The 26672-nt window shown below is 56.0% G+C and carries 21 protein-coding genes; 13 read left to right on the top strand and 8 right to left on the bottom strand.

What is annotated here, in order from left to right:
• The first annotated feature begins 31 nt into the window (after nucleotides 1-31).
• Complete coding sequence (gene purB / locus ESZ00_RS09990; RefSeq protein ID WP_129208126.1) at nucleotides 32-1342, top strand: adenylosuccinate lyase; 1311 nt, start codon at nucleotides 32-34, stop codon at nucleotides 1340-1342.
• Nucleotides 1343-1385: 43 nt separating this feature from the next.
• Here the strand turns inward: purB and ESZ00_RS09985 are convergent, their stop codons facing one another.
• The 3 genes from ESZ00_RS09985 to ESZ00_RS09975 form a co-directional block, all read right to left on the bottom strand.
• Nucleotides 1386-1823, bottom strand: a complete 438-nt coding sequence (locus ESZ00_RS09985; RefSeq protein ID WP_204520195.1) for an NUDIX hydrolase — start codon at nucleotides 1821-1823, stop codon at nucleotides 1386-1388.
• Between the two features lie 30 nt (nucleotides 1824-1853).
• Nucleotides 1854-2510, bottom strand: coding sequence for a nitroreductase family protein (locus tag ESZ00_RS09980; RefSeq protein WP_129208125.1), 657 nt, complete (start codon nucleotides 2508-2510; stop codon nucleotides 1854-1856).
• Nucleotides 2511-2687: 177 nt separating this feature from the next.
• Nucleotides 2688-3731 carry a hypothetical protein gene (locus ESZ00_RS09975; RefSeq protein WP_129208124.1) on the bottom strand — a complete coding sequence of 348 codons (1044 nt, stop codon included), beginning with the start codon at nucleotides 3729-3731 and terminating at the stop codon, nucleotides 2688-2690.
• 245 nt (nucleotides 3732-3976) lie between these two features.
• On the opposite strand from ESZ00_RS09975, the gene ESZ00_RS09970 reads away from it, so the two are divergent.
• Entirely contained in the window at nucleotides 3977-4660 is a 684-nt protein-coding gene (locus ESZ00_RS09970; protein WP_129208123.1) for a hypothetical protein, read from the top strand.
• A gap of 35 nt (nucleotides 4661-4695) precedes the next feature.
• Here ESZ00_RS09970 and ESZ00_RS09965 read toward each other — a convergent pair whose 3' ends face one another.
• On the bottom strand, nucleotides 4696-5322 hold the full coding sequence (locus ESZ00_RS09965; RefSeq protein ID WP_129208122.1) for an MBL fold metallo-hydrolase: 627 nt from the start codon (nucleotides 5320-5322) through the stop codon (nucleotides 4696-4698).
• A 96-nt stretch (nucleotides 5323-5418) separates the two neighbouring features.
• On the opposite strand from ESZ00_RS09965, the gene ESZ00_RS09960 reads away from it, so the two are divergent.
• Both ESZ00_RS09960 and ESZ00_RS09955 read left to right on the top strand, forming a co-directional pair.
• The gene (locus ESZ00_RS09960; RefSeq protein WP_129208121.1) at nucleotides 5419-5676 is read left to right on the top strand and encodes a hypothetical protein; all 258 of its coding nucleotides are present in this window, start codon (nucleotides 5419-5421) and stop codon (nucleotides 5674-5676) included.
• An 82-nt stretch (nucleotides 5677-5758) separates the two neighbouring features.
• Nucleotides 5759-7378, top strand: a complete 1620-nt coding sequence (locus ESZ00_RS09955) for a tannase/feruloyl esterase family alpha/beta hydrolase (RefSeq protein ID WP_129208120.1) — start codon at nucleotides 5759-5761, stop codon at nucleotides 7376-7378.
• A gap of 81 nt (nucleotides 7379-7459) precedes the next feature.
• Here the strand turns inward: ESZ00_RS09955 and ESZ00_RS09950 are convergent, their stop codons facing one another.
• The 4 genes from ESZ00_RS09950 to ESZ00_RS09935 all read right to left on the bottom strand — a co-directional run bounded on the left by ESZ00_RS09950 (nucleotide 7460) and on the right by ESZ00_RS09935 (nucleotide 12702).
• Complete coding sequence (locus tag ESZ00_RS09950; protein WP_229741172.1) at nucleotides 7460-8629, bottom strand: glycosyltransferase; 1170 nt, start codon at nucleotides 8627-8629, stop codon at nucleotides 7460-7462.
• A gap of 275 nt (nucleotides 8630-8904) precedes the next feature.
• On the bottom strand, nucleotides 8905-10419 hold the full coding sequence (locus tag ESZ00_RS09945; RefSeq protein ID WP_129208119.1) for a hypothetical protein: 1515 nt from the start codon (nucleotides 10417-10419) through the stop codon (nucleotides 8905-8907).
• 55 nt (nucleotides 10420-10474) lie between these two features.
• Nucleotides 10475-11512, bottom strand: a complete 1038-nt coding sequence (locus ESZ00_RS09940) for an acyltransferase family protein (RefSeq protein WP_129208118.1) — start codon at nucleotides 11510-11512, stop codon at nucleotides 10475-10477.
• On the bottom strand, nucleotides 11509-12702 hold the full coding sequence (locus tag ESZ00_RS09935; protein WP_129208117.1) for an acyltransferase family protein: 1194 nt from the start codon (nucleotides 12700-12702) through the stop codon (nucleotides 11509-11511). The genes ESZ00_RS09940 and ESZ00_RS09935 overlap by 4 nt, the downstream gene beginning before the upstream one ends.
• Nucleotides 12703-13310: 608 nt before the next feature.
• On the opposite strand from ESZ00_RS09935, the gene ESZ00_RS09930 reads away from it, so the two are divergent.
• From ESZ00_RS09930 to ESZ00_RS09890, 9 genes are all read left to right on the top strand, one after another.
• Complete coding sequence (locus ESZ00_RS09930) at nucleotides 13311-14669, top strand: oligosaccharide flippase family protein (RefSeq protein WP_129208116.1); 1359 nt, start codon at nucleotides 13311-13313, stop codon at nucleotides 14667-14669.
• A gap of 61 nt (nucleotides 14670-14730) precedes the next feature.
• Entirely contained in the window at nucleotides 14731-18411 is a 3681-nt protein-coding gene (locus ESZ00_RS09925) for a hypothetical protein (protein WP_129208115.1), read from the top strand.
• Nucleotides 18408-19517 carry a hypothetical protein gene (locus tag ESZ00_RS09920; RefSeq protein ID WP_129208114.1) on the top strand — a complete coding sequence of 370 codons (1110 nt, stop codon included), beginning with the start codon at nucleotides 18408-18410 and terminating at the stop codon, nucleotides 19515-19517. Before ESZ00_RS09925 ends, ESZ00_RS09920 begins: the two co-directional genes overlap by 4 nt.
• 114 nt (nucleotides 19518-19631) lie before the next feature.
• A complete protein-coding gene (locus ESZ00_RS09915) occupies nucleotides 19632-20801 on the top strand; it encodes an acyltransferase family protein (protein WP_129208113.1) in 1170 nt (389 codons plus the stop codon).
• The gene (locus tag ESZ00_RS09910; RefSeq protein ID WP_129208112.1) at nucleotides 20798-22006 is read left to right on the top strand and encodes a glycosyltransferase family 4 protein; all 1209 of its coding nucleotides are present in this window, start codon (nucleotides 20798-20800) and stop codon (nucleotides 22004-22006) included. Before ESZ00_RS09915 ends, ESZ00_RS09910 begins: the two co-directional genes overlap by 4 nt.
• Before the next feature lie 69 nt (nucleotides 22007-22075).
• Complete coding sequence (locus ESZ00_RS09905; protein ID WP_129208111.1) at nucleotides 22076-23017, top strand: glycosyltransferase family 2 protein; 942 nt, start codon at nucleotides 22076-22078, stop codon at nucleotides 23015-23017.
• A gap of 5 nt (nucleotides 23018-23022) precedes the next feature.
• Nucleotides 23023-24138: a glycosyltransferase family 4 protein gene (locus ESZ00_RS09900; RefSeq protein ID WP_129208110.1), complete on the top strand. Its 1116-nt coding sequence runs from the start codon at nucleotides 23023-23025 to the stop codon at nucleotides 24136-24138.
• A 228-nt stretch (nucleotides 24139-24366) separates the two neighbouring features.
• Entirely contained in the window at nucleotides 24367-25503 is a 1137-nt protein-coding gene (locus ESZ00_RS09895; protein ID WP_204520194.1) for a glycosyltransferase family 4 protein, read from the top strand.
• Nucleotides 25500-26648: a glycosyltransferase gene (locus ESZ00_RS09890; protein ID WP_204520193.1), complete on the top strand. Its 1149-nt coding sequence runs from the start codon at nucleotides 25500-25502 to the stop codon at nucleotides 26646-26648. Before ESZ00_RS09895 ends, ESZ00_RS09890 begins: the two co-directional genes overlap by 4 nt.
• Nucleotides 26649-26672: the final 24 nt, after the last annotated feature.

Genomic DNA, 26672 nt, shown 5'->3' with positions numbered 1-26672 from the left:
GACCAGGGTTTGCACTTCAGGAGGATTCGCATTGATCGCCCGCTATACCCGGCCCCGCATGGGCCAGATCTGGACCGACGCCAACAAGTACAGCAAGTGGCTCGAAGTAGAGACCACGGCCAGCGAAGTGCTCTCGGAAGCCGGCATCGTTCCGGCTGAGGCCGCACGCGCCATCCGCGAACGCGGCAGCCAGATCGACCCTGCGAAGCTCGCCGAGCGAGCGCTCGAGATCGAAGCCGAGATTCGCCACGACCTGATCGCCTTCACCACGGCCGTCGCCGAGCACGTCGGTCCCGAGTCGCGCTGGTTCCACTATGGCCTCACCTCGACGGACGTGGTCGACACTGCGCAGGCTCTGCAACTCAAGGATGCCTCGGCGCTCATTCTCGAAGACCTTCACGATCTGGCTGCCGCGCTCAAGCGCCGCGCTCTCGAGTTCAAGCACACACCCATCGTCGGCCGCACCCATGGCGTTCATGCCGAGCCCACCACCTTCGGCCTGAAGCTTCTGGGCTGGTATGCCGAGGTTACGCGCAACATCACCCGCTTCGAAGCTGCCACCGAGCAGATCCGGATCGGCAAGCTTTCGGGCGCGGTGGGCACCTTCGGCCATCTCAAGCCCGAGCATGAAGAGCAGATTTGCGCCCGGCTCGGCCTTGAGCCCGCCCCGGTTGCTACCCAGGTAGTCCAGCGCGATCGCCACGCCCACTATATCTCCGCACTCGCGATCATCACCGCGACGCTCGACAAGATTGCCACGGAAGTCCGTCATCTTCAGCGCACCGAGGTGCGCGAGGCAGAAGAGTACTTCTCGCCCAAGCAGAAGGGCTCGTCGGCGATGCCGCACAAGCGCAACCCCATCACCTGCGAGCAGATCAGCGGCCTTGCCCGCGTGGTCCGCGCCAATGCGCAGACGGCCTACGAGAACGTAGCCCTCTGGCATGAGCGCGACATCTCGCACTCCTCGGCCGAGCGCGTTATCTTCCCCGACTCGACCATCCTGACCGATTATCTGCTGGCCAAGACGACGAATCTCATCGACAAGCTGCTCGTTTACCCCGATCGGATGATGAAGAATCTCGAATCAACCGGCGGCCTGATCTTCTCCGGCCAGCTGCTGCTCGATCTCGCCGAATCCGGCATGCTTCGCGAAGACGCGTACCGGCTGGTACAGAGCCATGCCATGAACGCCTGGCAGAACGATCTCGTCTTCAAGGAACTCGTGGCTGCCGACCCGGCGATTACCAGCCGCCTCAGCCCGGAGAAGCTTGCCGCGGCCTTCGACTACCGCCGCCAGCTCTCGAATGTCGATGCGATCTTCGATCGTGTGATCAAAGACTAAGAACAACCACGCAGAACGAAGGGCAGCCATCCGGCTGCCCTTTTTATTTCCCGGCGAGTGTCTCTCGCAATCGAAAACCCTTCTCGATTACCGCGACCGTGAATTCCGCCACTCCTTCCAGCTCATTGCGCCGCGCCCATCGCACCTCCGATGCGTCGCTGCCCGGCTTGAGCTTACCGCCCGTCACCTGGCACAGGAAGTCGACCAGCACGTAGTGGTATTGCACCCGTCCTGCGTCATCGCGCGAGATACGGTCCAGCACCTCAACCATAGCCAGCGGTTCAACTTCGAGGCCGGTCTCTTCCCGGGTCTCGCGCTGAGCGCCCTGGGCTAGCGTCTCACCGACTTCGAGAGCGCCGCCCGGTAGCGACCACTGCCCCTTCATCGGCTCCTTGCCACGCCGGATCAGCAGCACCCGTTCGCCATCCAGCACCACCGCACCGACGCCTACCATCGGCGCCTGCGGATACTCCCTGCTCAATTTTTTAGTCCTCGATACGCGCTATTCGCATTACGATCCGAAACGAAGCGGCTTGCCGTATTCGCCATCGAAGACCGTACGCGCCCCGTTGAAGCGCCCGCCATGAAACTTGTCATGGCCGCGCAGCTTCCCGATCCCCAGCAGAGCCACCACGTGATAGCTCAGCGGCAGCTTCAATGTCTCGATCACCTTCTTCTCCTCGAAGCCTTCCATCGGCGCTGTATCGTAGCCCAGCACCTCCGCCGCCCACATCATGGTGGTGAAAGCCAGCATCACCTGGCGCTCCAGCCATGCCGTGATGTTCGGATGCTCGGAGAGATAGTTCGGAATATTCAGCCGAGCCTGCTCGGCGTAGTTCTCCGGCATGCCGCCCTCGCGCCCCATGCGCAGCATCTCATCCAGATCACCGTTGCGCCACCCGTCTGCGTCGCCGCAGGCCACAATCACGACCGGAGCCTCTTCTACCTTCGCCTGGTTGAAGGCTGCCGCGCGCAGCTTCCGCCTCTGCTCCGCATTGCGCACGACCACAAAGCGCCAGGGCTGCATGTTGTAGCCCGAGGGCGCATGCAGACCTGCATCCAGAATCCGCTGCAGGTCTCCTTCCGGCACCGGCGTCGCCTCAAAGCTCGGCGTAGCCCGCCTCTGCGCGACGGCCTGGAAGAAATTCTTGTCCGTTGTCTGGCTCATTCCGCAGGAATCCTTCCCTTAATCATCCACAGACGGTTCATTGTTGCTCTCGCTGCTGCGGCAGCATGCCAGGCGCCACATTCCACGTTCGATTTCATGATGAAGATGCCGCAATCATACTCAAAGAAAACCATTTCCTGCTTGCCTTATCCTCCAGAGCCCCGATCATGAACCTGCTCAGGAGATCTGCCCCATCGGCAGCTCAATCGCAAATGGCTGCCGGCCCGGGGCCTCGGCATATACCCATAGCCCGTGGAATGCTCCGCGCAGCTCCGGATGAGCGAGTAGCAATGTCTTCATCAGCTCCAGTATCTCCGTCCGGACCGCTGCCGGATCAGCTACGCTTGCTGTCTTATAGTTCACCACCAGATCCAGCTCTCCGCTGAAGCTGTCCGTTCGCAGCGCGGTGATCTCGAAGGTCTTTCCGCCGGCGGCCGCCAGCTTCATCGGCTCCGCTCCGGGCAGGTCTGGCGGACGGACAGACTGGGTTTCCTTCTGCAGTTTTTCGAAATTCGGGCTGGAGAGAAAATCCACCGGCGTCAGCAGAAAAGCCGCAGTCTGGTAGTAGAAATACGCAGGCCAATCCTGCTTCTTCTGGCTATATTGGCGGGCCTGCATCCAGTACCAGACACCTTCCCGCCCGCCCAGGCTCATGGGACGCGCAAAGAAGCCTGCCAGTTTCCAGGCCCCTGCATCCTGCTGCAGAATCATCGAAACCTGCTGCGGATGCTCCACTCCTGTTGCATGCAGCAGAGCCAGCAGATATGTTCCCGGCGGCAATTGCGGAATGGTCACCGTCACCACCAGCGACGAGCCGTTCACCGAGCAGAAGAACTGCGTCTCCTCTTCGCCACCCTTCAGGTCTGTCGCGTTGAGCAGGTACATGCCGCTGACGGTGAAGGTGCCGCCCTGAATTTGTGGACTCAATGTCTCAATGCTTTGTGCGATGCCATCGAAGGAAGATGCAACCGCGGGGATCGTCATCGCTTTGACCGCGCCCGAGTTCCCGGCCAGGATCGGCGCTTCCAGTTCACGCAACGCCCGCACATACTCTGCGCGCTGCGCATTGTTCATCTGGCTCTCGGTCGTGCAGGTTACAGACCAGGCTGGCTGCACCGCCAGTAAAGTCGTAACCAGCCCCAGCAACCAGCACGCCGTGCTGACCACATGCGGGCATCTCTGCCACGCTCCCTGCCGCAGAATCGGACGAATCAGGCGCATAATGAAAAAGGTCCGGTCGGCAACAATCATGAGCGAACCGGAACCACTGCTAGTCTAGTACAGAGAGGGCCTGGGTGAGTTCGCCTCCTCAGCAGACTCATTCCACCCGGAAGGCCAGCCGATATTCCCTTATGCTCCGCAGAACTCCTCAGCACCGCCGCTACTCTCTGCACAAAGCCCTATCCCGGCTTGCCCTGGCCTCGACTCTGCTTTCCGTCGCATCCCTTTCTATTTCCGCGCAGGTCATGCAGTCCCCCGGAACCTATCCACAGCCAGGATTTCATCCGCATCCTCAGGCTGGCGCTACGGCTTCGCAACCGCGTGCAGCGGCGCCAACCCAGACGCCTGCAACCGCCGCGCCGGCAAACGCCACTGCCCCTTCCCTCCTGACCCAGCCATCACAGCCTGCAAAAGTCAGCATCCAGGCCGGCAAGCTCAGCATCCAGGCCAACAATTCCAGCCTCACCGCCATTCTGCAGCAGGTTGCCTCCTCCAGCGGTACAAACATCGACGGATTGAGCAAGGATGAACGCGTCTTCGGCGTCTACGGCCCCGGCGACCCCCGCGACGTTATCACCGAGCTCCTGGAAGGCTCCGGCTACAACATTGTGATGTTCGGAAAGACCTCCGCCGGCATGCCAAGCCAGATCACGCTTTCTCCGCGCGGCGCCGCACCCACACCTGCGATGAACGCCTCGCATCCTGCGGTCAATCAGGCGGCAGATGACGATGACAACACACCGCCGCAGCAAGACGATACCCCTCAGCAACCGCCGCAACCCGCGCCTCCGGCAGCGACCACTCCAGGCAGCGCAAACGGCGTCCGTACCCCGCAGCAGATGTTCCAGGAGCTGCAGCAGATGCGCCAGCAGCAGCAACAGACGACGGACCAGCAATCGCAGCAGCAGACGGACCAGCAGCCACAATAACCCGGCGCACTCCAGCCGTTACTTCGACGGTTTCCTCAGCGGAGAAACGGATTTCCCTTCGTTTCGCGTTCGATCGTTGTCGGTGCGCCATGTCCTGCGATCACCTTTGTCTCGCCCGGCAGGGTCAGCAGACGATCATGAATGGACGTAAGAATCTGCCGCGGATTCCCGCCCGGCAGGTCCGTGCGTCCGATCGATCCTGCAAATAACGTATCTCCGGCAATCAACAAATGCTCGGGCACAAAGTGCAGGCAAATCGAGCCCTGCGTGTGGCCCGGGGTCGCGATGACCTGGGCGGCATGATTCGCGATGCCCACCACCATCCCATCTTCCGCGCTTACATCCGGCTCAGCGACCTCTGGCGTCTCAACACCCAGCCATGCCGCCTGCTCGCCCATGAGCGCCAGTTGCTCCATGTCCCGCTGATTCATCAGCACAGGCGCTCCCGTCGCCCGCTTCAGCTTCAACGCACCCCCCACATGATCGATATGCCCATGTGTCACTACGATTTGCTTCAGAGTCAACCCGTGATGCGCCAGCCGGGCAAGAATAGTCGGGATATTTTCTCCCGGGTCGATGACCATCGCTTCGCGCGTCGTCTCATCACCCACGATTGAGCAGTTGCATTGCAGCGGTCCCACCGGAAAGGTCTCGAAAATCATGTTTCTATTCTCCTCCATACCCTTTCGTGTCACCCATATCCACCTGCCCTACCCGGGTTACAATGACACGGTTAACCGCATTTGAAGGAGACTTCCATGCCTCTAAGAAAAGAATGGACCGAGTGGCACCTGACACCGCGCGGATGGGAAAAAGGCGCAACCCGCGTCCACGGTCAAGGTAATACGTGGGTCGAAGAACCCCTCGACCGGGTTTTGAGCTACGTCTACCAGGAGCTCGAGACCAGCGGTGCGCCTGAAGTAAAAAAGTGGAAAGAAGAGACCTGGCGATCGAAGAATGCCGACGATGTCGCGGCCCTCGAGCAAAAATTCGGTTCCTGCCCGGATTCCCTCTAGCAACAAGCTGATCTGTATCCGGGCCTTCCCAGAGGGCCACAGCATTCTCCCGCAGTGTCAACGTCTGACGGAGTCGGAACACATGCCTCGCCGGCCGCTGCTCTTTGCACTTCTTTTCACTCTGCCCGCCATTGCCTTCGCTCAGCAATCGTCCTCTGCCTGCTCCCGCCTTACCAGTCTCTCGCTCAGCGACGCTCGTGTCACCGATGCCTCCATCGTCGCCGCCGGAGTCTTCCTGCCTGCGGGTGATCCGCCCTCACCGCAGGATGCAGCCGTTTACAAAAGCCTTCCCGCTTTCTGCCGCATTCAGATCGCATCCACGCCTACATCCGACTCCAACATCCGTATCGAGGTCTGGCTGCCGCTTACGCGCACCGCATGGAACGGCAAGTTTCGCGGCCAGGGCAACGGCGGCTTTGCCGGCTCTTTCTACTACAGCCTCATGGCGCTCTCCGTCTCGCAAGGATATGCCACCGCAGACACAGATACCGGCCACACCGGCGACAGCACGGACGCTTCCTGGGCGCTTCATCATCCTGAGAAGATTGCCGACTTCGGATACCGCGCCGTCCATCTCATGACCCTTCGCGCCAAGGATGTCATCACCGCTTTCTACGGACAATCGCCTGCGCATTCTTACTTCGCATCCTGTTCCGATGGCGGGCGTGAAGCTCTCATGGAAGCTCAGCGCTTCCCTGCCGACTATGACGGCATCCTCGCCGGCGCGCCGGCCTATCTCTGGACAAACCTTGTCACCGCCGGCATGAAGAAGGCCAAGGCGATGCTCTCCGAGCCATCCAGCTATATTCCGCCCGCGAAGGTTGCCATCGTTGCCTCTGCCGTTCTCAAGGCATGCGATGCAAAAGACGGCCTGAAGGACGGTATCCTCAATGACCCGCGCGCCTGCCATTTCGATCCGGAGACGCTCCTCTGCAAAGGCGCAAAAACGGATGCCTGCCTTACGCGACCCCAGGTCGAGAACCTCAGATCTCTCTATGCGCCCACCTTGGACAATGCCGGGAACCTCATCTACCCGCAGACACTCCCCGGCGGCGAACTCGGTCCTGGCGGATGGTCAACCTGGATCTACGGTCCAAAGCCCGGACAGAGCCTGGGGATTGCTTTCGGCCTGCACTATTTCTCCAACATGGTCTACGAAGACCCCAATTGGGACTGGAAAACCTTCGAGCTCGACAAGGCGATCAACGATGCCATGTCGAAGACCGCTCGCGATCTCAACGCATCGGATCCCGATCTCCGCCCCTTCGCGGCACGCGGCGGGAAACTCATCCTCTATCACGGATGGAATGATCCGGCCATCTCTCCACTCAGCACCATTCAGTACTACGAGACTGTCACGAAGATCGATCCGACCTCATCCTCCTATGTCCGGCTCTTTCTCGTCCCTGGTATGCAGCACTGCATGAACGGCCCCGGCCCCAGCAGCTTTGGCCAGTTTGGATGGATGCCTGGCTCAGGACCGGACGACGCGGCCCACAATCTCTATCGCGCACTCGAAAACTGGGTGGATCATGGCCCGGCACCGGAGACAGTGATTGCCGAAAAAATCGAACCTGGCGCGAACCATAAGCCGGCTATTACGATGAGCCGCCCGCTCTGCGCTTATCCTAAGCAGCCTCACTATAGCGGCAAGGGGAACCCGAATAAAGCCGCCAGCTTCACTTGCCAGCTTCCACACTGAATCCATAAAAAGCCCCGCAGGTAATATCTGCGGGGCTTCTTATGCAAACTTGCGACCAGGACTCGCCGTATGGAAAGACCGCTATGAGACCGCACGAGTCAGCTGCGGCATAGCCGTCGTCTCATTGGCTCTCGACTGCTCGTACGGCATGCCGACCTGGGCCAGAAACCGGAGCAGTTCTTCCTGGAAGGCTTCCACTCCAAATTTACTGGCATGCTTTCGCAACACTTCGGAGTCCCAGTTCAGCTCTTCAAAGTGCACGATGGCATCCATTACGGATGCTGCATCCTGCGTATCGAAAAAGACGCCGGTCACACCTTCGACGATCGTTTCCAGCGCGCCGCCTGCGCGATACGCGATCGTCGGCCTGCCCGCCGATGCAATCTCCAAGGGAGCCATGCCGAAATCTTCTTCTCCAGGGAAGATCAGCGCCCGGCAGCGGGAAGCATAGCGCTCCACATCGGCATCCGGGAGCCGTCCTAGAAACTTGATGGTTGGTCCAGCCATCTCCTCCAGGCGTTTGCGATCCGGTCCTTCGCCAATCACCAGAAGCTTTCGACCAAGCTTTGTACAAGCCTCTACGGCAAGATCGATGCGCTTATAAGAAACCAACCGCGCCAGGATGAGGTAGTAGTCCTCATGCTCATCTGCCGGGCGAAAGCGATGAATATCGATAGGCGGATGCAGTACAACTGCATCGCGGCGATAAATCGCCCGAATCTTCTCTGCAACGTTCTCTGAATTGGCCAGAAAATAAGTCGGCCTCTGCGCCGCGCGAAAATCCCACCAGCGCAGCATGGAAATGGCAGGCTTGAGCAGGGCTTGAATGAATTGACCGTGGCGTTCCCGTGCAGAATAGTTGCCATATTCCCAAGCCCAGCGCATCGGGGTATGGCAATAGCAGACGTGCACCGCGCCTGGGCGGATATGAACGCCTTTTCCGTAACCTGAAGAGCTCGAAACGATCAGGTCGTAGTCCTTGAGGTCCAACGACTCCACACCCAGCGGATAAAACGCAAAGTACAGGCGATGAAGCTGCCGCATAAACGGCAGACGCTGCATCCACGAGGTAAAAAACTTTCTATCCTTCAGCCGTGATGGAATCCGCTCCGGCAAGGTCACAGCAGCAAATACTGGCGCCGATGGAAAGATACAAGCGATCTCTTCCGCAACGCGCTCTGCGCCACCTGACTGCGTGAAGTAATCGTGAACAACTGCAATTTTCATTTTAAGAACATCCTCGCCAATCATTCTTTAGGGAACGCTGACAATGCCTGCGCTCATTCCTGTAGGCACTGTTCCGACTGTATTTTCCCCGGTTCACTTACCGGGCTGTCCCGGTGGAGATGATGCTTCGAGCCTAAACCCGCGCATATTCCAGAACTGACCGGCTTCCGACGAAGCACACGACGAAACAACGTGCACTTATCTCGTGACTCCTGACTGAAGCACTCCCATAGTAGCGATATTCGCTGTCACAATTACCTGGTTCATCTTCCGGATCATCTATATGGCTCGAGCCAAATCTAGGTCCGAGCCAAGTGAGGAGAAAAAGCAACTTGTTGGGGATTTCTCTCCGCGAGAGGATCCGCCATGGACCGAGAAATTGCACCTATAAAGAACCATGTTAACGGTGTCATCGCATAGGAACCGAGTGCCAGCCACTGGCCCAGCAATGCAAAAATCACTCCCAGAACGGACAAACCAACTACCCTTGGCGCAGTTCGACCGAAACGGATTGCCCGTTTCAAGATCAGAAAAAACATCCATAAATATACGGCTCCGCCTATCAATCCTGTATTTGTAAAAACATCACTAAGATCGACCTCAGAACTGCCTGCAGCAGAGGAATCGCCACCCAAGCGGCTTGAACCAAGAGTTGTTGCTCCCAGACCATACCCAATCGGATATGTAATGCCTTTCATGAGTCCAGCCAAGAACATTTGTGAATGAACTCCGGCTGTTGAATGCTTCGCGTTTAATGGATCCGACAATCCCTGTAATTGGTGTTGAGTAGAAGCATCTGCGGCTGAAGTAAATCCTCCACTATGATCACCCGCAGCCTGTGTTGCCCTCGTTACAGAAAATCCGAGCGCGAGTACTCCAAGACCAAGTGCCAGGACAAGACGGAGAGCCCAGCCTCGTCCACCTTTACTGCTTAAAGCCCAAGAAGCACAAATAGCAAAGAGACACCTAAGAATAGCGCCACGAGATGATGACAGGAATATTCCCCAAACGATAATGGGGACCAAGAACATATAGGCTCGCCGTCCCGCAAAGAACATCGCCATCGCCGCAGTACAGCCAGTCAGCATAATGGCCACAAATTCAACACCGTTCACGGAGTAACCGAAGGCACGGATAAAACCGCCCCCCAAGTTCAGCGCAGTAAAATGCGAAGCTACGTTGTCAATCCATGCTCGCTCCCAAGGCAGGAAACCAATATAGGTTTGGATCATGCCTAGCACTGCAGCAAGAACACCTAGAGGTATAAGCCCAAGCTGCATGATGCGATAAACAACCGGAATCGTACCGTACTGCCGCCCAATCCAGAACCAAAACATAGGAATCAGATAGAACATTGCTCCAGCGACTCCTACGACAATAGGGCCTTGTTTCGGATTGAATATTTCCAAGGTCATGATGGCCATAAGCGCAGTTACGGCCTTAGACATGGGATCTGTAAGCCGCAATGTCATCAGAATAGGAAGTGCCAAAATAATGCTGAATATAGGGCCTACAAGCAGCAATGGATCGAATTTCGGCATCTCGCCGGTCATATCAAAAATTCGCCGAATATCTCCCAGCAGGAATAGGTAAACGATAGCGAGATGAATCGCGAGAGCCTTGTTACGCAGAGAAATTAGAAGGAGGACAGCTAAAAACACTCCAGCGCCTAATAAGCTGAACTGGTCGTGAAAAATCATCCACATGCCGGCAGAAAGAGCTAGCAGTGTGCCGCCAAAGATTAGCGTGGTCCGACTAACCGCACCTCTGCGGAAAGAGGCAGAGAGGTTCGCCATGGGGGAGGCAGAAGACATAGGCATATGCAGTAGACAACTTCAAGTATAGGCGAGAACTTGTAGCATGGATCACTTATATGACAGGAATGGACTGCGGCGCCGAACGTCGCTTGACTCCCAAACCTAATGGCGCCAGCAGATTAGCGCGCTCAAGCCATAGATGCAGAAGCAGGGGCAGTCCTACTCCCATGATCGTTCCCACCGCAAGCTGTAGTGGCCAAGCCGTCAAGTGAGCCTTCTTCAAAGCCACTCGGATTCCAGCTGCGGCGAGGATGTGAAAAATATAGATCGTCAGCGAAGCACGCCCGAGGGTTTCAAACCAACTCCCCAGACTGCGTGTCAGCAGATCCAGGAGATGGCTCAGGCAGATCAGCAAAGCGATGCCTGCGATGGCAGAGGGCCAGGAGGGGGGAATATCGGAGAGACTATGCGACCAACCCCGTCCCAGGTGCGAAAACAATCCCAGCCCGAATTCTGAAAGAGCAGAGGCAAACATGGCCATGCCAACAGAGGGCCGCCAGTTTAACAAGGCATGGCTAAGCAAAATACCCGCGGCATAAAAGACAAAGCAATGTGCGAGCGTAGCGGGCAGAACAAACAGACCCGGTACACCGTGCATGGCAAGAAGCGCGCAGCCCATAGAGATCAGCAGCAGAGGGATAAGCAGCGTCCTTCGTGCCTGAGTGAGGAATCCGATGACATGGCAGAGAAATAACACATAAAGAAACCAGAATTGCGCAATCGGATGCCACAAGATCGTTACAAGCGTCCACGGTGAGCGCGGCGTATTCAACAAGCCAGGCATCAGAAGCTGCAATCCACCCTGGAAAAGCGACCAAAGCAAATAAGGGTAAGCGATGGTAATAATCTTGCTACGTAAGAACGCTTGCGGTCCCTTGCTCAGAGAGCGATCCACCTGCAAACCTGCCAGCAGAAAGAACAGCGGCATGTGAAAGGTGTAAATCGTATAGTCGGAAGCCCAGACCGGATTTGCTGTCGTAAGCAGATGCGCTCCCACCAGTCCCCGAAGCACATGACCGTAGACAACCAGGATGATGCCTATTCCGCGGGCAATGTCAATCCAGGCGATGCGATTGCTGCGGGCACTCATGCGCGGCTCCTACCAGGCTCACCCTGAGTACGTGCAAAGAGCGAGCGGATCAGACGCCTAGCCGGCTCTTCCACGAGATAGAAACCCGCTGTTGAGAGAAGAATGAGCACGATGCAATCCAGGACGAAACGGAGCGGCATAGAGTTCCAATGAAGCAGATCATCCAGTTGATTCATTGCTGCCTTGCAGGGCCATTGCAAAAGATAGATGCCAAAACTGATCTGCCCTCCAATCAATAATGTTCGAGTCGAGAGCAATTGCTGCAGCATCGTGCGTTCTGCGGCCAGGCCGTAAAGCAACATCGCAAAGCTCAGAGCAGTCCATCGAGCCAGCCCGACCGTAGGCTGACAAAGCAGGCATAGAGAAGCCGCACAGGCCAGATAGGTCAGTGCGCCGCGCAGAGGAAACGCTGATTTTTCGGGGCTTCGCGTGCGATAGCGCAGAAAAAAATTCCCGGCACACACACCGATGATGAATTCAGGAACATGTACCAGAGCCAGTGGGATGCCATGCAATCCGCGGGTGTCTTCATAATTGATGCTCCCGATAGCTCCGGCGACCGCAATGGCGATCATTAGAGAGAGACACGACAGCAGGACCCACGGTCGGCGCCGCTCCAACCATTGCTGAAACGGCGGGAAAAGCAGATAGAAGAACGCCTCAGTAGAGAGTGTCCAGCAGACAAAATTCCAACTACCCGCAACCTTCATGTCGAACGGGTTCCAGGCCTGCACCATTCCCACCGTCGCTAACGCAACCAGCGGCGAGTGTGGCGTCGTGTGATTAAAGATCGTGCTCAGTATCAGGGACACCATGTAGAGGGGCCAGATACGTGCAAAGCGTGCCTCCCAGAATCGCCTGTACCCGCGCGGCCGCGCGACCTGCCCTTCATAGGTGTAACTGAGGATAAAACCAGAAAGAATAAAAAACAGTGGCACGGCCAACAGGCCATTGCGGATCATCATCGCGCCGAAATGAAGATGATGCTGGTCCAAGGTTTCGGGCAGATGAGAGTGGTAAAAAACAACATACATTGCCGCGAAGAAGCGAATGCCGGTAAGAGCTGGAAGGGCGCCACGATGCGCTGTCAGTTCTCCCTTCTTCGGCAGTGGTGCAGGAATCGGCAGTTCCGAACTAGCAGACAAAACAATATGCTCGCTGGATAGCGAGTCGGGAGAAGAACCGATCATGCTCACAGATGGATAACCTTCAGCATACAGACCTCAAACAGATGGACTGAATAACTCTTGTGAGCCCAGACTTCGCTCACCTCGTCGAGGCATCTCGTCTCTTTAACATGTTCAGGCAATAGAGAACGCTCCTCTCGCATGTTGGGGGCTGACAGCAAAGGGGGTGCTTCTTCCATTTATTTACAGACTGCTAAAGGGAGAGGCCGCTTTGTCGATGTGTCGCAGCCTCATTCAGCATTTTCTTGAAAAAACGCGCACCTTGTAGTAACGGATACGAAATGCATCTGCGTAGTTTCGGTTATGAAATGTGCTGTCTCTTTTGTACCGTATATGGACCTATGATTTCCAGATAAGAATGACATCTGCTTCATGTCACAGGCTATAGAGCTCGCTTTCTATAGCTGAGAAGTCACTGGTCACAAAACAGCGTGCTATACACTTGATCTAGCTCATCTCCAGGCCGACGCGTTCCGGACGTTAGGCAACCAGGTTGCGACTGTGCGCAAAATCCGGCTACAGTTCGGAGACTGAGCGCTCATATACGGATGTATCTTTCCCCGAGCCGTTTGTGAAACGGCGATAAATATTAGAGCTTCAGGAGACTTTGTTTGGCGAATGAGCAGACAGGCAGCCTGCGTCGGCGGCTGTTCTCCGGCAAGAGCGGAGCATCTTCCGTTTCTTTTGTCTTTATTGCCAACATTCTGATTCAGGGCGGCAATTTCCTTTGCGGCATCGTAACTGCGCGTGCTATCGGACCTACCGGCCGCGGTGAGTTGGCCGCGATGATTATGTGGCCGCAGTTTTTCGCCTATGCCCTCACGTTGGGCATCCCTGTGGCATCGATCTACAAAATCAGGGAAGAACCCGAGAAGAAAGGCATGGTCGCAGGAGCCACGCTCTTATCCAGCGTTCTTCTGGGCATCGTGGCGATCGGCGTGGGGCTACTCCTTTTACCTTATGCGCTGCATACATACCAGCATCACGTCGTTCATACTGCAGAGTGGCTACTGCTTGTCGCACCTCAGGCTCTTCTTGGCCTGACGCTTACTGTCCTCGCGAGATCTACGGAATCCTTTAAGACGTACAGTCTTTTCACCGGCGCACAACCGGTGCTCATCCTTCTATGCCTGCTGGTCGAGTGGGCATTCGGCGTGCTGACGCCGACCAATGCCGCCATAGCTTACCTGATGGCGAATGTACCCGTCATGATCATCAACATTTTCTGGGTGTGGCGCACTTTCCGCCCGGAATGGCCACGCGATCCACGCCTGCTGCGTGACCTTCTAAGCTACGGTTTGCGTGCGTGGGGCTCCGATATCCTGGGCACCATTGCCAATCAGGTAGACCGCCTGCTGATCGTAGGCATGGTGAACCCTAAATCGATGGGCCTGTATGTTGTCGCGCAAAGCGTTTCCAATGTGCTGCTGGTAATTCCGAATGCTGTCACCACAGTATTGCTGCCCAAGGTTGCTGCACGCTCCACAGAAGAGATCGTGGCCTTTACCGGGCGCGCAGTACGCGTCACAGCCGCTCTCATGGCCGCCGCATCGCTAACGCTGATTCTGTTAGGACCGTCCATTCTTCACTTCGCATACAGCGAACGCTTCGACGGAGCAGCTCCGATCCTCCGGCTGCTGCTGGTGGAGTCAGTCATCGATGGCGTGACCAGCACCTTGGGGCAGGCTTTCCTGGCGGCATCCAGTCCCGGCACTGTCGCCATGCTTCAGGGATGTGGCTTGTTGACTGCGGTTCCACTGTTGTTGCTGATGGTCCCTCGCTGGGGAATCATGGGCGCTGCGATCGCCTTCGCACTCTCGACTCTGGCGCGATTCACATTCGTATATTTCAGTTTCCAACGCCGACTTGGTGTAAAACCGCCGTCTTTGCTGTTACGTCGTGAGGATCTTCGCGCACTGCGCCGAGGACGTTCGCGCAACCCTGCGCCTGAGATAGCCAGCAGCCTTTAACGGAGCAGATGGCAACGGAAATGATGTTGCCCCCTTCTCATGTTGCAAGGAGCGAAGCAGATTGCCGAATTTTTCTTCGAATATCCCCCAGCCCTCGCAGGCACTCCTAAGCGCTTGCGAGGATCACAACATCACTCCGCACGCCCAGGCATTTTCTGCTTCATCCTCCGTGCCTTTGATGCTGTTTGAAGCAGGTCAGCGCCCGAACAACTCCTTGAATGCGCAAAGTACGGTATCTCTTCTTGACAATCTGCGCAGAGGGGGAAGTTTCCTGTTTACCGTCGGCATGCATCCCGGGCAAAGCCCCTTCTGGTTGAGCCAGGCCCTTCCATCTACTGGCTGGACCTCACAGAGGCAGCCCCCCTCTTATGATCCCCAGACACCCACACCTATCCTTGCGCCCGATGCCACTTTTTTTAAAGGAGCCAATCTCGACGGGCTCGCAGCACCGTTAGGTTTTGATATCCGTCCTGTCTCCGCTGTGGAGCGTGGGCAATCGCGGTATGAACGCTATCGGATACAGCACCCCATACTCGGAACAGACATGGCACCGAACTCCGATTTGTGGTCGCGGCCACTGCTGAATCGGGAATGGACTGTTCGTGCCTGCTATAACACCATCGAACGTCTGCCACTCCTGGTGACGAGTCGTTATGGAGCAGGAAAGGTGGCGATGCTAGCCACCACCTCTGCCGCGCTTGGAGAATCTCCTGCAGCGCAGGCCTTCTGGCGTGCGGTGATCGGATGGCTCAATGAAGCAAATACACGCGGTGGTTCAATTCCGGATATCAAGCCATCTCTGGCTATGAGCTTCCCTTCAGCGAACACCGTTCGACTGACCATGAACAACCCTTCGCATACACCCTTACCGGTTCAACTTGTTATGCGTACGCTGGATCGCGACGGGGCCATGCTCGGCGATGGAGCCGGCGAATTCGTGAAACCCGTGACACTCCCCGCAGGGCGCTCTACCGTTCTGGATTTGCCTCTTTTACCGCCTGCATTACCAGGCATCGAAGCAAACGAAGCGGAAACCAGCCTCCAAGTGCGAGCCGGTCTGCTAGCCGATGATGGATCCACCCTGCTGGCGGAACAACGAGCTATTTCCCTGCCTCCAGCGCTCCGACTACATATTGCAACAGAAAACTTGTATACCGCGCCTTTTCCCTTCTCGGGGCCGGGAACCGATGCACTAGCCGGCTTCCAAGGTCGAATGGGGACAGCCACCTCCTCCTATGCCTACCTGCCCGGAAGTGTAGTACGAGGGGCGGTGATGCTTCGGTATCAATGCGAGAATCTTGCGCCTCTCGCCAAGGTCGAAGACCTGACTCAGCCAGGGAATGTATCAGTGGTTGCACTGAACGATCGAGGTGCTGCCATTCGCCGCACACCGATCGACCACATACAGGGGTATGGAACATGGAACGGCAAGCCCGGTGTAGAAAATGTATTGCAGTTTACCTTTTCAGTGCCCTCAAGATTCTCTGCAATCACACTGGTAGGCAGCTGCGAGAGCTATGGTAATTTTGCGTTGCATAATCCAGGCCAGCTTGCCGTCGAGATCGACGATAAGCCAGGTACAGCAATCGCCGATCTTGATTCGGCTTTTACAAAAGGTCTGGGACAAGTCCGGATAGCGCTGCCTCCAGGGACTACTGGTAGCAGAGTGAAAATACGGCTGCCATGGGTTCCCGAAGTTGGGAATCGGCAGCGACAGGAACCATGGCTGGGCGAAATCGAGATCGAAGGCTGGCCCGTACCAATCTCCACTACTGATCATAAAAGCGGCCGTTTGACCCTAGCACTGGTAGAAGCTTTGAGCGGGCATCGGCAACCAGTCCTAGAGCAAGCTGTGATGCTTGGCTCCTGCGAGACGCGCTTGCAGGATTTCACCGTGGAGCTGCCGCAGTCGGCAAAGCCAGAGATTTATCGGTTAGAGGGAACCTTCCAGCCGGACAATGCTCAAAACCGAGTTATCGCCACAGCTCCGATATTAGCGATCTCTCCGCGCAAAACATTGAGATCCATCCAGGAGATCACCGGCCCCGATGTCTTTGGGACGGGCATGATTGTTACCAATGGTTTTACGCAGTTTTTTCAGCTGGCTACGGGAACATCGGAGCCATGGAATGGATGGGGACATCCAGACGATCTGGTCTGGGCTTATAGCCGCCAATTCAAGGAGATTCCGCCGAAAGCGCGTACAGCGGCAAATCGTCTTTATGCGACACAGTCGGATATGCGCCATTATTCGATTCCCTGGCGCGAGTTCAGCAACGGTGAGCCGTTTTTTCAGACATCGGTTCCTGGACTCGTACAGCATCTGAAGCAACAGAATGGCTGGAAAAAGTCCGTATTAGTGCGACTGAACTTTGCCGACCGCTGGGTAATTGGCCCAGACCTGCGAAACTGCAACAGCTGGCAGGAGTACGTTGCCTTCGATAGTTATTTGCGCACCCAAACCGGCAAAGGCTTGGATGGACGCACTCATACGGAAATAGAAAACTCTATCCATACCGATCATGAGAACCAATGGCAAGCATGGCAACTCGGTCGATACGTGGAGGCTGTCCGCGCGATCCGAGAAGCTTTCCGTGTTGAGCATAAAGATGCAGTGATCTATTCTCAGGGCTTCCCCGCTGTTGCCGGGGAGCCAGGGCGTGAACTTGCTCAAACCATTCGCGGAATGAACGACGATTTTACCTGGGGCATGGAAGATAACAGCCCTAATCTCACGACAGGACGAACGCTTGGTAGCCTTGCCTTCAATCCGGTGTGGCAAGTAAACACCATGATGCCCTGGGGATTCGTATCCCCAGTCTTCAATAACTGGCAATGGCATGATCCGGTAGGGACAACAGAGCCAAATCGCAGACTACTTCATAACCGGATATGGCGCGGGCTTGTGTGGGATGATGGCACCTATGCTGCATCCGCAACTTATGGGTACACCGATAACGTGGGCTCGCCCTATGTGCTCACCGCAGAGGAGTACCAGCAATGGTGGAATCTCCAACAACGCGGAAGTCTACTGCAACCGGAATCGCCCCTAGGGGCCGGACTCGTTATCAGCACGCGGAAGAATGCTGAGCCACAATCTACCCGATGGAACGGAAGTGACCCTACAGCTTTGCCGGAAACCCGTCTGCTCATGGATGCCTTTCGTTCTCTCACCGAAGCAGGAGTCAGCATTCCCTTTGCAACGAATGCTTCAACGCTCGCATCCTGGAAGCCTACTCCATCTGCTTCCCTGATCGTCTTGAATCTGCAGGATTTCAATTCTGAGGAAATCCAAGGACTCATCCGCGTGCAGGAGCAAGGGGTGCGGGTCGCAGCATTCGCCCCACGCAGTTCCCTGCCGCCCAATGTCGCCGCTCTTTTCTCTCGTCCCGGCACATTCCTACTGGAAATGCTGGCTTCCGGCTTGACGCACGCGCAGGCGCTCGAAATCGCGGCTCAACTCATAAAAGAGCTCGAGCTTCCCATCAGCTTTTCCGCCGACTTTGCGGGCTATGGCTTCCGCTGCCAGAATCTGAATCTGATCGTTGTCGAAGATTGGCTCGAGCAGACACGTGAGGCAAACGTCCGGCTTCGAAAATCTCCTGGGGCACAACGAGCGTCTGCCGCCAACCTGAACGATCACAACACGCTGACAGTGGCTGATGACGGAGCCTACTGGGAAATCACAGTTCCTATGCGTTCTGGCGATAGCGTTCTTTTGGCCATACAGGAAAGCCGATGACAACATTTTTGAATCGGCGTCGATTTCTCGAACTTTCCACCGCAGCCGCAGCGACCCTAGCGATTCCAGCGCGTTCCGCCATCAGTTGGGATAATGCTAGTCCAATGAGTCCGCCCCCCAGCAACGCGGGGCAACGAGGCCTGCTTCTATATATCGATATGAGACTCGGAGCCGAGGGGGATGCTTTTCGTAGAGTCATCCAGGCTGCCGCATCTACTCATCCCCTGCTTATAACGCTTTCCGGCGGGCGACCGATGATCGACATCTCGTCACCGAATCCGCAGCAACTGGCCTACAACCATGTGGTCCTGATTGCGCTGGCAAACGATCCACTTTTGCAGCAAGCATGGCAGCGTGAAGCTGCAATCCAGCCGGCATCCCGATCACTCTTTGCTTTTGGATTCGGACATATACAAGGCTCGATTGGCTATCTTGAAGCGGATCGAAACCCCTTCCTCCATGCTGCCGCCATTCCGAAAGCCCCCTATGAGTGCGAGTGGATAAGCCTGACTGGTACGGATTCCATTGGGGTAACGTTAGCGGTAGATGGCTTTCTCAAGCAGGGTTTGGTGAATGGACTGATTGCCGCTCCGGGCTGGAAACGCACAGCTCCAACGTTGCTGGATCGCGATCCCTTGTCGCCAGGCTTTGTCACACCAGCGGTAATACCGGAAAAGCTGGGCTCATTACGACGAATAGCCCTGACACAGGTAGCAGAGGATGAATATCGCGGCGCCTTGGAGGACATCGGAACAATGCCGCAAATGATCTGGCAAGCCAAATATTACGAGCCAGGTCAATGGGACGCTCCCGGGCAGATTGCTTCCTACCACAACTACGCCACAGGGCTGCATCGTCGCGCCTATGGGAACGCGGTGTGGGCAGCGAGCTTCACCTCAGCTGCGGAAGCAATGGGGGCCGCACCTAAAATTGCGGCGGCGGCAAGACTGCAACCAGCCGGAACAGGTACCTGGAAAGGGGAGCTACCACCCTATGCATGGGGAACCGCGGCCCTGGGAGACAGTCCGACGACCGGGACCATAGAATTACATATTGTGAACGAAACATTACTACTTATAGCCAAAAGTCTTCCAGTTTCCTTCTGAAAAGCTGCTCTTCTTCTATATACTGAAGTCACATACTTCGTATACTGAAGTCACATATCCGTGCACGTCTCTGCCGAAGCTGGGCAGACGCCATCCTTCAGGTTTAAGGAAAAAATGATGTCGACGACCCAACCAGCAATGGTCGAGCCGAACGTGCCCGCATCTGTACATCCGAGAATCAAGGCGGAAAAGCCGCACATACACTACTTTGCGCTCGATGGATTGCGCGGGACGGCGATTCTGGCTGTATTCCTCTTTCATTTTGGTGGGGGAAATCACAAACCCACAAATCTGCCCATTCGTATCTGGCTGGCAATCGTGCATGCCGGCTGGATGGGAGTGGATCTTTTTTTTGTACTGTCCGGCTTCCTGATTACAGGCATTCTGTACGACACAGCACACAAGAAAGACCGCATCAAAAACTTCTACGCGCGCCGCGCTCTGCGCATCTTCCCACTTTTTTATGGCGTGCTGTTTGGTTTTCTCTTGCTGACCCCTGTGCTACACCTGCACTGGCGACCCGGGCATGCATTGTATTTTCTTTATCTCTACAACATGGTTCCGCTCCTTGCCCCTAAGCTGGCAAGTCCCGGACCATCGATGGTGCTGAATCATTTCTGGTCCCTGTCGGTAGAAGAACAGTTTTATCTTCTCTGGCCATTTGTGGTGTGGTTTATTCGCGATCGCCGCAAGCTGCTATGGATTTCTGCTGCCGTAATGGTCGGCGCATTGGCATTGCGAACCGCAATCATCCTGCACGGCGGCACACAACTGGATGTGTATGCCTTACTCCCCACTCGAGCCGACAGCCTGATCTTTGGCGCTGCAGTGGCATTGCTTGTACGTGGCCCCAATGGTCAGCATCTACCGGTCAAGCCTGTAGCGCTTCTCTGCGGATTGCTGAGCGTACTGATTCTCCTCAGCGGCCATGTTAGCGGCCTTCGCACTCAACTCATTTCCACGGTCGGCTACACCACGCTAGGTCTGTTCTTCGCCTGTCTTGTTTACTGGGCACAGCAGGGCCATGTATTGGTAACACGCATCTTTGGCACTCGCTGGCTTCGATTCTTCGGGCGATACAGCTATGGGCTATATGTCTACCAGGGTCTACTGCTCGAACCACTCACGCATCGAGTTCATACCATACAGCGATTCGTTCACTCAGATGCTGTAGGCGGTATGCTCTTCCTGCTCATAGCCATGAGCGTTATTTTGGCAATCTCTATAGCCAGTTATCACTTTTTTGAAGAACCCCTACTACGCTTAAAGAGACATTTTGCGTGATTCCTCCGACGACCCCAGTTACCGACGCAACCGTTTTCCTTGCCAGTACCGCTGCTCCGCTGCGGCTGGCGATTGTGGCCAATCGTTTCGAAAAAAATGACGGACAAGGCCGAGTCAACTATGAAGTAGCTCGTGCAGCATTAGAGAGCGGGGTTAAACTGACTCTCGTAACGGCACACTGCGCGGAGGAAATCGCCTCTCATCCAAACGCAACTGTAGTAAAAGTGGGCCGTGAAAACTGGCCAACAAGATTAGCTAAGAATCTTGGTTTTGCATCTGACAGCGCGGCATGGCTGCGTAAGCATCGCACCGAATTCGATCTTGTGCAGGCAAATGGTTTCATTACTTGGGAGCCCTGCGATATCGTCGCTGCGCACTTTGTGCATACTTCGTGGATGAGAAGCCCATACTATCCTTTCCGTAACTGGCTAAAGCCTTACGAGCTATATCAGCGCACATATTCACAGCTGAACTCAATCTGGGAGAAGGGCGCTTTCCGTTCAGCACGCCATATCATCGCGGTTTCTGAAATTGTAGCCGCGGATGTTGCAGCTCTTGGTGTGCCCCCTAGCCAGATTGAAGTGATATACAACGGCGTGGATACAGACGAATTTCGACCTGGTGCTTCCGCGCGCGCCTCTTTCGGATTACCGGAAGGCGTCCCCATGCTGCTCTTCGTCGGAGACATCCGCACACCTCGCAAAAACCTCGGCACTATACTGCGTGCACTACAGAATCTACCCGATGTGCATCTGGCAGTAGCAGGTACTGTCAACGGCAGCCCTGCTCCGGCACAGGCCCGCTCACTCGGCATCGCAGATCGCGTACACTTTTTAGGTAAGACATCGCGTACCCCTGCCCTCATGCGTTCAGTAGATCTCTTCTGCTTTCCCTCGCGCTACGAGGCACATCCTCTCGTGGTGCTCGAGGCAATGGCCAGCGCTCTCCCCATCGTCATTTCGAGAAATGTCGGATCGGTGAAGAGCTTCGGCGAAACCTTCGCTGTACTGGACAATCCCGATGATCATGAGGCTCTAGCTGCGATCCTGAATAGCCTGCTGGCGTCGCCGGAGCGTCGAGCTTTCATGAGCCAAGCCTCACGTGAACGAGCTCTGACAGTAAATTGGTCAGAAACCGTTGCGGCCTATCTCAGGACCTATGAGCGGCTCCGGCCAAAGACATCCGCCACCTCGTCCAACATTTAAGATGCGTCCCGGCGAAGATAACTACGGCCGACGGCTATAAAAGAAAACTGAGGAGGTCATGCAAAAGACGTGCGGCTGAGTGTTCTGGTCCCGACCTATCGGCGCCCCGTAGATTTCGAACGCTGCCTGCAAGGCCTCGACAGCCAGCAGCGCAGACCCGATGAAGTCATCGTGGTCATACGCGATATAGATGAGGAAAGCCGCGAGGTGCTCGCGCGTTGGCAGAACAAGCCATATTTACGTGTTGTCGAAGTGCGTCTTGGCGGCCAGGTGACAGCACTCAATGCGGGTCTGAGTGCTGTCACCGGCGAGATCGTGATGATCACAGACGACGACGCCATCCCACACAATGACTGGTGCCGGCGTGTCGAAGAGCATTTTATTCGTGATCCGATGATCGGAGGTATCGGTGGGCGAGATATAGTCTATGCTACGGAAGGTCTGCTCACCGGTCACTGTAAAGTAACTGGCCGTGTGCAGCCATGGGGCCGCGTAGTCGGCAATCATCATCTCATCGCACCAGCAATGACGTATGTCGATATCCTGAAGGGCGCCAATATGAGCTATCGGATGTCAGCAATCCGCGGTCTACGCTTCGACACTGACCTGCGCGGCGCGGGAGCACAGGTCGGCAACGATATGGCCTTTAGCCTGGCCGTGGCTTCCCGAGGGTGGCGTCTTCTTTATGATCCCGCAGTACAGGTAAACCATTATCCTTCTCAGCGCTTCGATAATGATATCCGAGGTGTTCTCAACCTCGAAGCAGTCGAAAATGTTTCGTTCAATCGATGGTGGATATTGCAGCATCATCTGAAAGCAGGACCGCGGCGGAGCATGGCAATGTTGTGGGAATCTATATTAGGAACCAATGGGCATCCCGGCTGGCTACGCGGAGCAATAGCCATAGCACGGCGCGATCAGCGCACAATGCAAGTATGGACCGCTGCGCACAAAGGCAGACGTGCCGCGATTGCACGTAGTGCGGAACTTCGCCGGAAGGGGACAAGCTAAACCTCATGGAGCAGAAGCGCATCGGAATCGTGATGCCACTGGGCCACCAGCAAGGTGGTGCCGAAAATCTGCTGATGCATTTGCTTACCCATGGCAGCAAACGATTTACGCTACACTGCCTTTTCCTGCAAGATGGGCCTATGGTGGAGCGCGTGCGAGCTCTAAACTATTCGGTCGAGGTTATCGCAACAACGCGACTTACGGATGCGCTCAATCTTATACGAAGCCAGTGGCGTATCCGCAGGTGGGCTCGCTTTCAAAAACTCGATGCCGTCCTTTCCTGGATGTCGAAAGCGCATCTTTACGTTGCGCCAGCACTGGCATTTTCATCGCAGCGACTGTACTGGTTTCAGCATGGCATCTCATCAGGACAGTGCATAGATAAACTCGCTTCAAGGCTGCGCGCAGATACGGTATTTTGTTGCTCGGCAGCTTCACAGCAAGCGCAGGATCGTCTCCCCCCACATCGGCGCAGTGTAGTGTGCCATCCAGGCGTGACATTCCCAATCGAGATGTCTACCACTGCTGAGGCAAAACAAAAGCTGAATCTTGGACTTCATACTAGCTTAGTTGGCATGGTCTCGCGCTGGGAACGCTGGAAAGGCGTGCATGTATTTCTGGAAGCAATTGCGAAGCTGACCGCACTCGAACCTGAAACGAGCTTTTTTATCGTGGGAGGACCCCATCCGCGCGATCCGGATTATGCACATGAGATCGAAACCATGGCAGCCCGCCTGAATCTGGGAGATCGACTCATTCTGGCCGGGCAACGCCCCGCGGACGAAGTGCCTCTCTGGCTTGCCAGTGCAGATTTGATCGTGCATCCCTGCATCGGCACGGAGCCCTTTGGCATGGCCGTGGCGGAAGCCATGGGCATGGGCCGTACCGTCATCGCCAGCAATACCGGCGGAATCCCGGAGATCATTCGACATGGCAAGGATGGCTTTTTGATTCCTCCAGGAGATTCAACCGAGCTTGCGGACATCATGCTTCGACTTCTGCGCGATCCTGCTCTCCGTGCAGAAACAGGCAAACAAGCACGAGAGAGAGGCAGAAGCTTTTCTGTGGATCGCTTCGCCGATCGAATAGACTCGCTGCTCGATACGGCTGTCACACAATGAATGTCCAGTTCCTCGGATCTACCAAGGAGAGATTTCTGCTGCCATTCCATGTAGTGATGGTGGCCAGCTAATAGCTGTAGTTGCAGCAACGTACGAAATAGGTCACCTCGCATAACGTTTTGGCCGGCACATCAAAAGGTTGCGCAACAAGACCTGCCCAGGGTATTAGGCCAATCAATACATAACGGCAGTGGAGTAACAGCAGTGCCACTGACGAACGGAGAATCTTTGCGCACCCTGCAACTTGGAAATGACTGGTTCGGAGAACGACAAGGCGGCCTCAACCGCGTTTACAGTGAGCTGCTCCGTCATCTCCCTGGCGCCAATGTGGAAGTACGCGGCCTTGTAGCCGGGAGCCCAGGCGTGGCCGCTTCAACCGGAGGCGTAGTTACCGGCTTTGCCCCGGCGAAAGCTCCTCTGCCAAAGAGACTATGGGAAGCACGGAAAGCAGGACTTCATGAACTCAAGAGCGGCCACTTCGATCTCGTAGCCTCTCACTTCGCGCTCTATACCCTGCCGATTGTGGATGCACTGAAGCGCACGCCGACGGTGATTCACTTTCATGGCCCCTGGGCAGCGGAAGCCGGTGTAGAAGGACAGTCTTCACTCGGTTCGCGTGTACAGGCTGCCATGGAACGCGCCGTTTACCAGCGCGGACGGCGTCTGATTGTGCTCTCGGAAGCCTTCGCACATGAGTTAGTACGCCGTTATCGGGTTCCGGAAAATCTCGTGCGCCTTGTCCCCGGAGGAATCGATTCAGACCGCTTCCATGATCGGTTGACACGTGCAGAAACTCGCGAACGCCTGGGCTGGCCAATCGATCGGCCAACCGTGCTGGCTGTGCGACGCCAGGTTCGCCGCATGGGGCTTGAGAACCTGATTGACGCCACGCTGCAGGTCCGCAAGCACGTGCCGGAAATCATGATCATGCTGGCTGGTTCCGGACCCATCATGGGCGAGTTACGTGAACGTATCACATCGGCTGGGCTGGAGAATCATATCCGCCAGCTGGGACGCGTAGAGGACGCCGATCTCCCTACGGCCTATCGTGCCGCTGATCTTTCCATTGTGCCTACTCAGGCTCTGGAAGGCTTCGGCATGATCACTCTCGAATCCCTTGCTTGCGGCACGCCCGTGCTAGTTTCCCCCGTGGGCGGGCTTCCCGAGGTGATCCGGCCCTTCGACCCGCGCTGCGTGCTCGCAGATGCGAGCACCAACACCATTGCGGAGTCGCTTACCAGCTTCCTCACTGGCGCAGAAAAGCTGCCTTCCAGCGATGCCTGCCGTGCCTATGCAGTGAAAAACTTTGACTGGCCGGTTATCGCAGCAAAAACTCGAGCCGTTTATGAGGAGGCATTGGTTTGAAGGTCTTATTTGTCGACCAGACCGGCCAGCTTGGCGGCGGTGAACTGAGCCTGCTGGATCTCATCCGCGGTACAGGACACACCGCCGAAGTTGTGCTGTTTACCGATGGGCCATTTCGCAAATTGCTCGAAGAAATACCTGTACGTGTTCACCTTTTATCTGCCGGAGGCGCTGGCGAGGTACGGCGAGAAGCGGCCATGGGCGCTCTGCTCTCAGCCATTCCCTCCTTCTTGCAGCTGCGCAACAAGCTTGCTCATATTGCACGTGACTTCGATGTCATTTATGCCAATTCGCAAAAGGCCTTCATCGTAAGCGCGCTGGCGAAACAATCACGGCAGCCGCTGTTGTGGCATCTACGAGACATGCTGAGTGCCGAGCATTTCAGCAAGCTTTTGCGCAAGGTTGCTGTATTTACCGGCAATCACGCAGCAGACCTGATTGTTGCGAACTCAGAAGCTACTCTGGAGTCGCTTGTTGCCTCCGGTGGGCGACGCGACAAAGCCACAGTGATCTACAACGGAATCAGCCCAGCACCGTTTGATTCGATCAGCGATGAGCAGGTGCTGGAGATTCGGAAGAAGCTCGGCTGGGAGGGGCGTTTCGTGGCAGGGGCCTTCGGACGACTCTCTCCATGGAAGGGCCAGCATATTCTTCTGGATGCAATAACCTCGATCCCAACTCTGCACGTTGCAATCGTAGGGGATGCACTTTTCGGAGAGAAAGATTATGCCGAGTCACTGCGCATTCAGGCTCAACAGCATGGCATAGAGGACCGCGTGCACTTCCTCGGATTTCGACGCGACATCCCGGAGCTCATGCGCGCAGTCGATGTCGTCGCCCATACCGCAACAGCGCCAGAACCCTTTGGCCGCGTAATCGTGGAGGGAATGCTGGCCAAACGTCCCGTGATTGCGACCCGGGCGGGAGGAGCTCTGGAGATTGTCCGTGATAAAGAGAATGGACTGCTTGTCTCACCTGGCGATTCAGCCGCACTGGCTACTGCCCTTATGCAACTGCAAAATCATTCTGAACTGCGTGTAAGGCTAGCAACTAACGGCCGGTTAAGCGCCGAACGAGAATTCTCCATCCAGGGAATGATTCACGGAATTGATCAAGCTATCCATCAATTGGGCGCAAGCCAGTAAGCCGCGCTCACTCTTTAAAAGTTA

The sequence above is a fragment of the Silvibacterium dinghuense genome, from assembly GCF_004123295.1.
GTDB lineage: Bacteria > Acidobacteriota > Terriglobia > Terriglobales > Acidobacteriaceae > Silvibacterium > Silvibacterium dinghuense.
Note: the sequence above shows the minus strand (reverse complement) of the source record. Positions and strands in the feature narration are given on the sequence as shown.

What these genes read in the sequence shown, in the direction of transcription:
- ESZ00_RS09975 (WP_129208124.1), bottom strand. Translation starts at nt 3,731, where the DNA reads ATGCGCCTGATTCGTCCGATTCTGCGGCAGGGAGCGTGGCAGAGATGC.
- ESZ00_RS09945 (WP_129208119.1), bottom strand. Translation starts at nt 10,419, where the DNA reads ATGTCTTCTGCCTCCCCCATGGCGAACCTCTCTGCCTCTTTCCGCAGA.
- ESZ00_RS09935 (WP_129208117.1), bottom strand. Translation starts at nt 12,702, where the DNA reads ATGATCGGTTCTTCTCCCGACTCGCTATCCAGCGAGCATATTGTTTTG.
- ESZ00_RS09900 (WP_129208110.1), top strand. Translation starts at nt 23,023, where the DNA reads ATGGAGCAGAAGCGCATCGGAATCGTGATGCCACTGGGCCACCAGCAA.
- ESZ00_RS09970 (WP_129208123.1), top strand. Translation starts at nt 3,977, where the DNA reads ATGCAGTCCCCCGGAACCTATCCACAGCCAGGATTTCATCCGCATCCT.
- ESZ00_RS09965 (WP_129208122.1), bottom strand. Translation starts at nt 5,322, where the DNA reads ATGATTTTCGAGACCTTTCCGGTGGGACCGCTGCAATGCAACTGCTCA.
- ESZ00_RS09960 (WP_129208121.1), top strand. Translation starts at nt 5,419, where the DNA reads ATGCCTCTAAGAAAAGAATGGACCGAGTGGCACCTGACACCGCGCGGA.
- ESZ00_RS09915 (WP_129208113.1), top strand. Translation starts at nt 19,632, where the DNA reads ATGATGTCGACGACCCAACCAGCAATGGTCGAGCCGAACGTGCCCGCA.
- ESZ00_RS09980 (WP_129208125.1), bottom strand. Translation starts at nt 2,510, where the DNA reads ATGAGCCAGACAACGGACAAGAATTTCTTCCAGGCCGTCGCGCAGAGG.
- ESZ00_RS09940 (WP_129208118.1), bottom strand. Translation starts at nt 11,512, where the DNA reads ATGAGTGCCCGCAGCAATCGCATCGCCTGGATTGACATTGCCCGCGGA.
- ESZ00_RS09950 (WP_229741172.1), bottom strand. Translation starts at nt 8,629, where the DNA reads ATGATTGGCGAGGATGTTCTTAAAATGAAAATTGCAGTTGTTCACGAT.
- ESZ00_RS09955 (WP_129208120.1), top strand. Translation starts at nt 5,759, where the DNA reads ATGCCTCGCCGGCCGCTGCTCTTTGCACTTCTTTTCACTCTGCCCGCC.
- ESZ00_RS09920 (WP_129208114.1), top strand. Translation starts at nt 18,408, where the DNA reads ATGACAACATTTTTGAATCGGCGTCGATTTCTCGAACTTTCCACCGCA.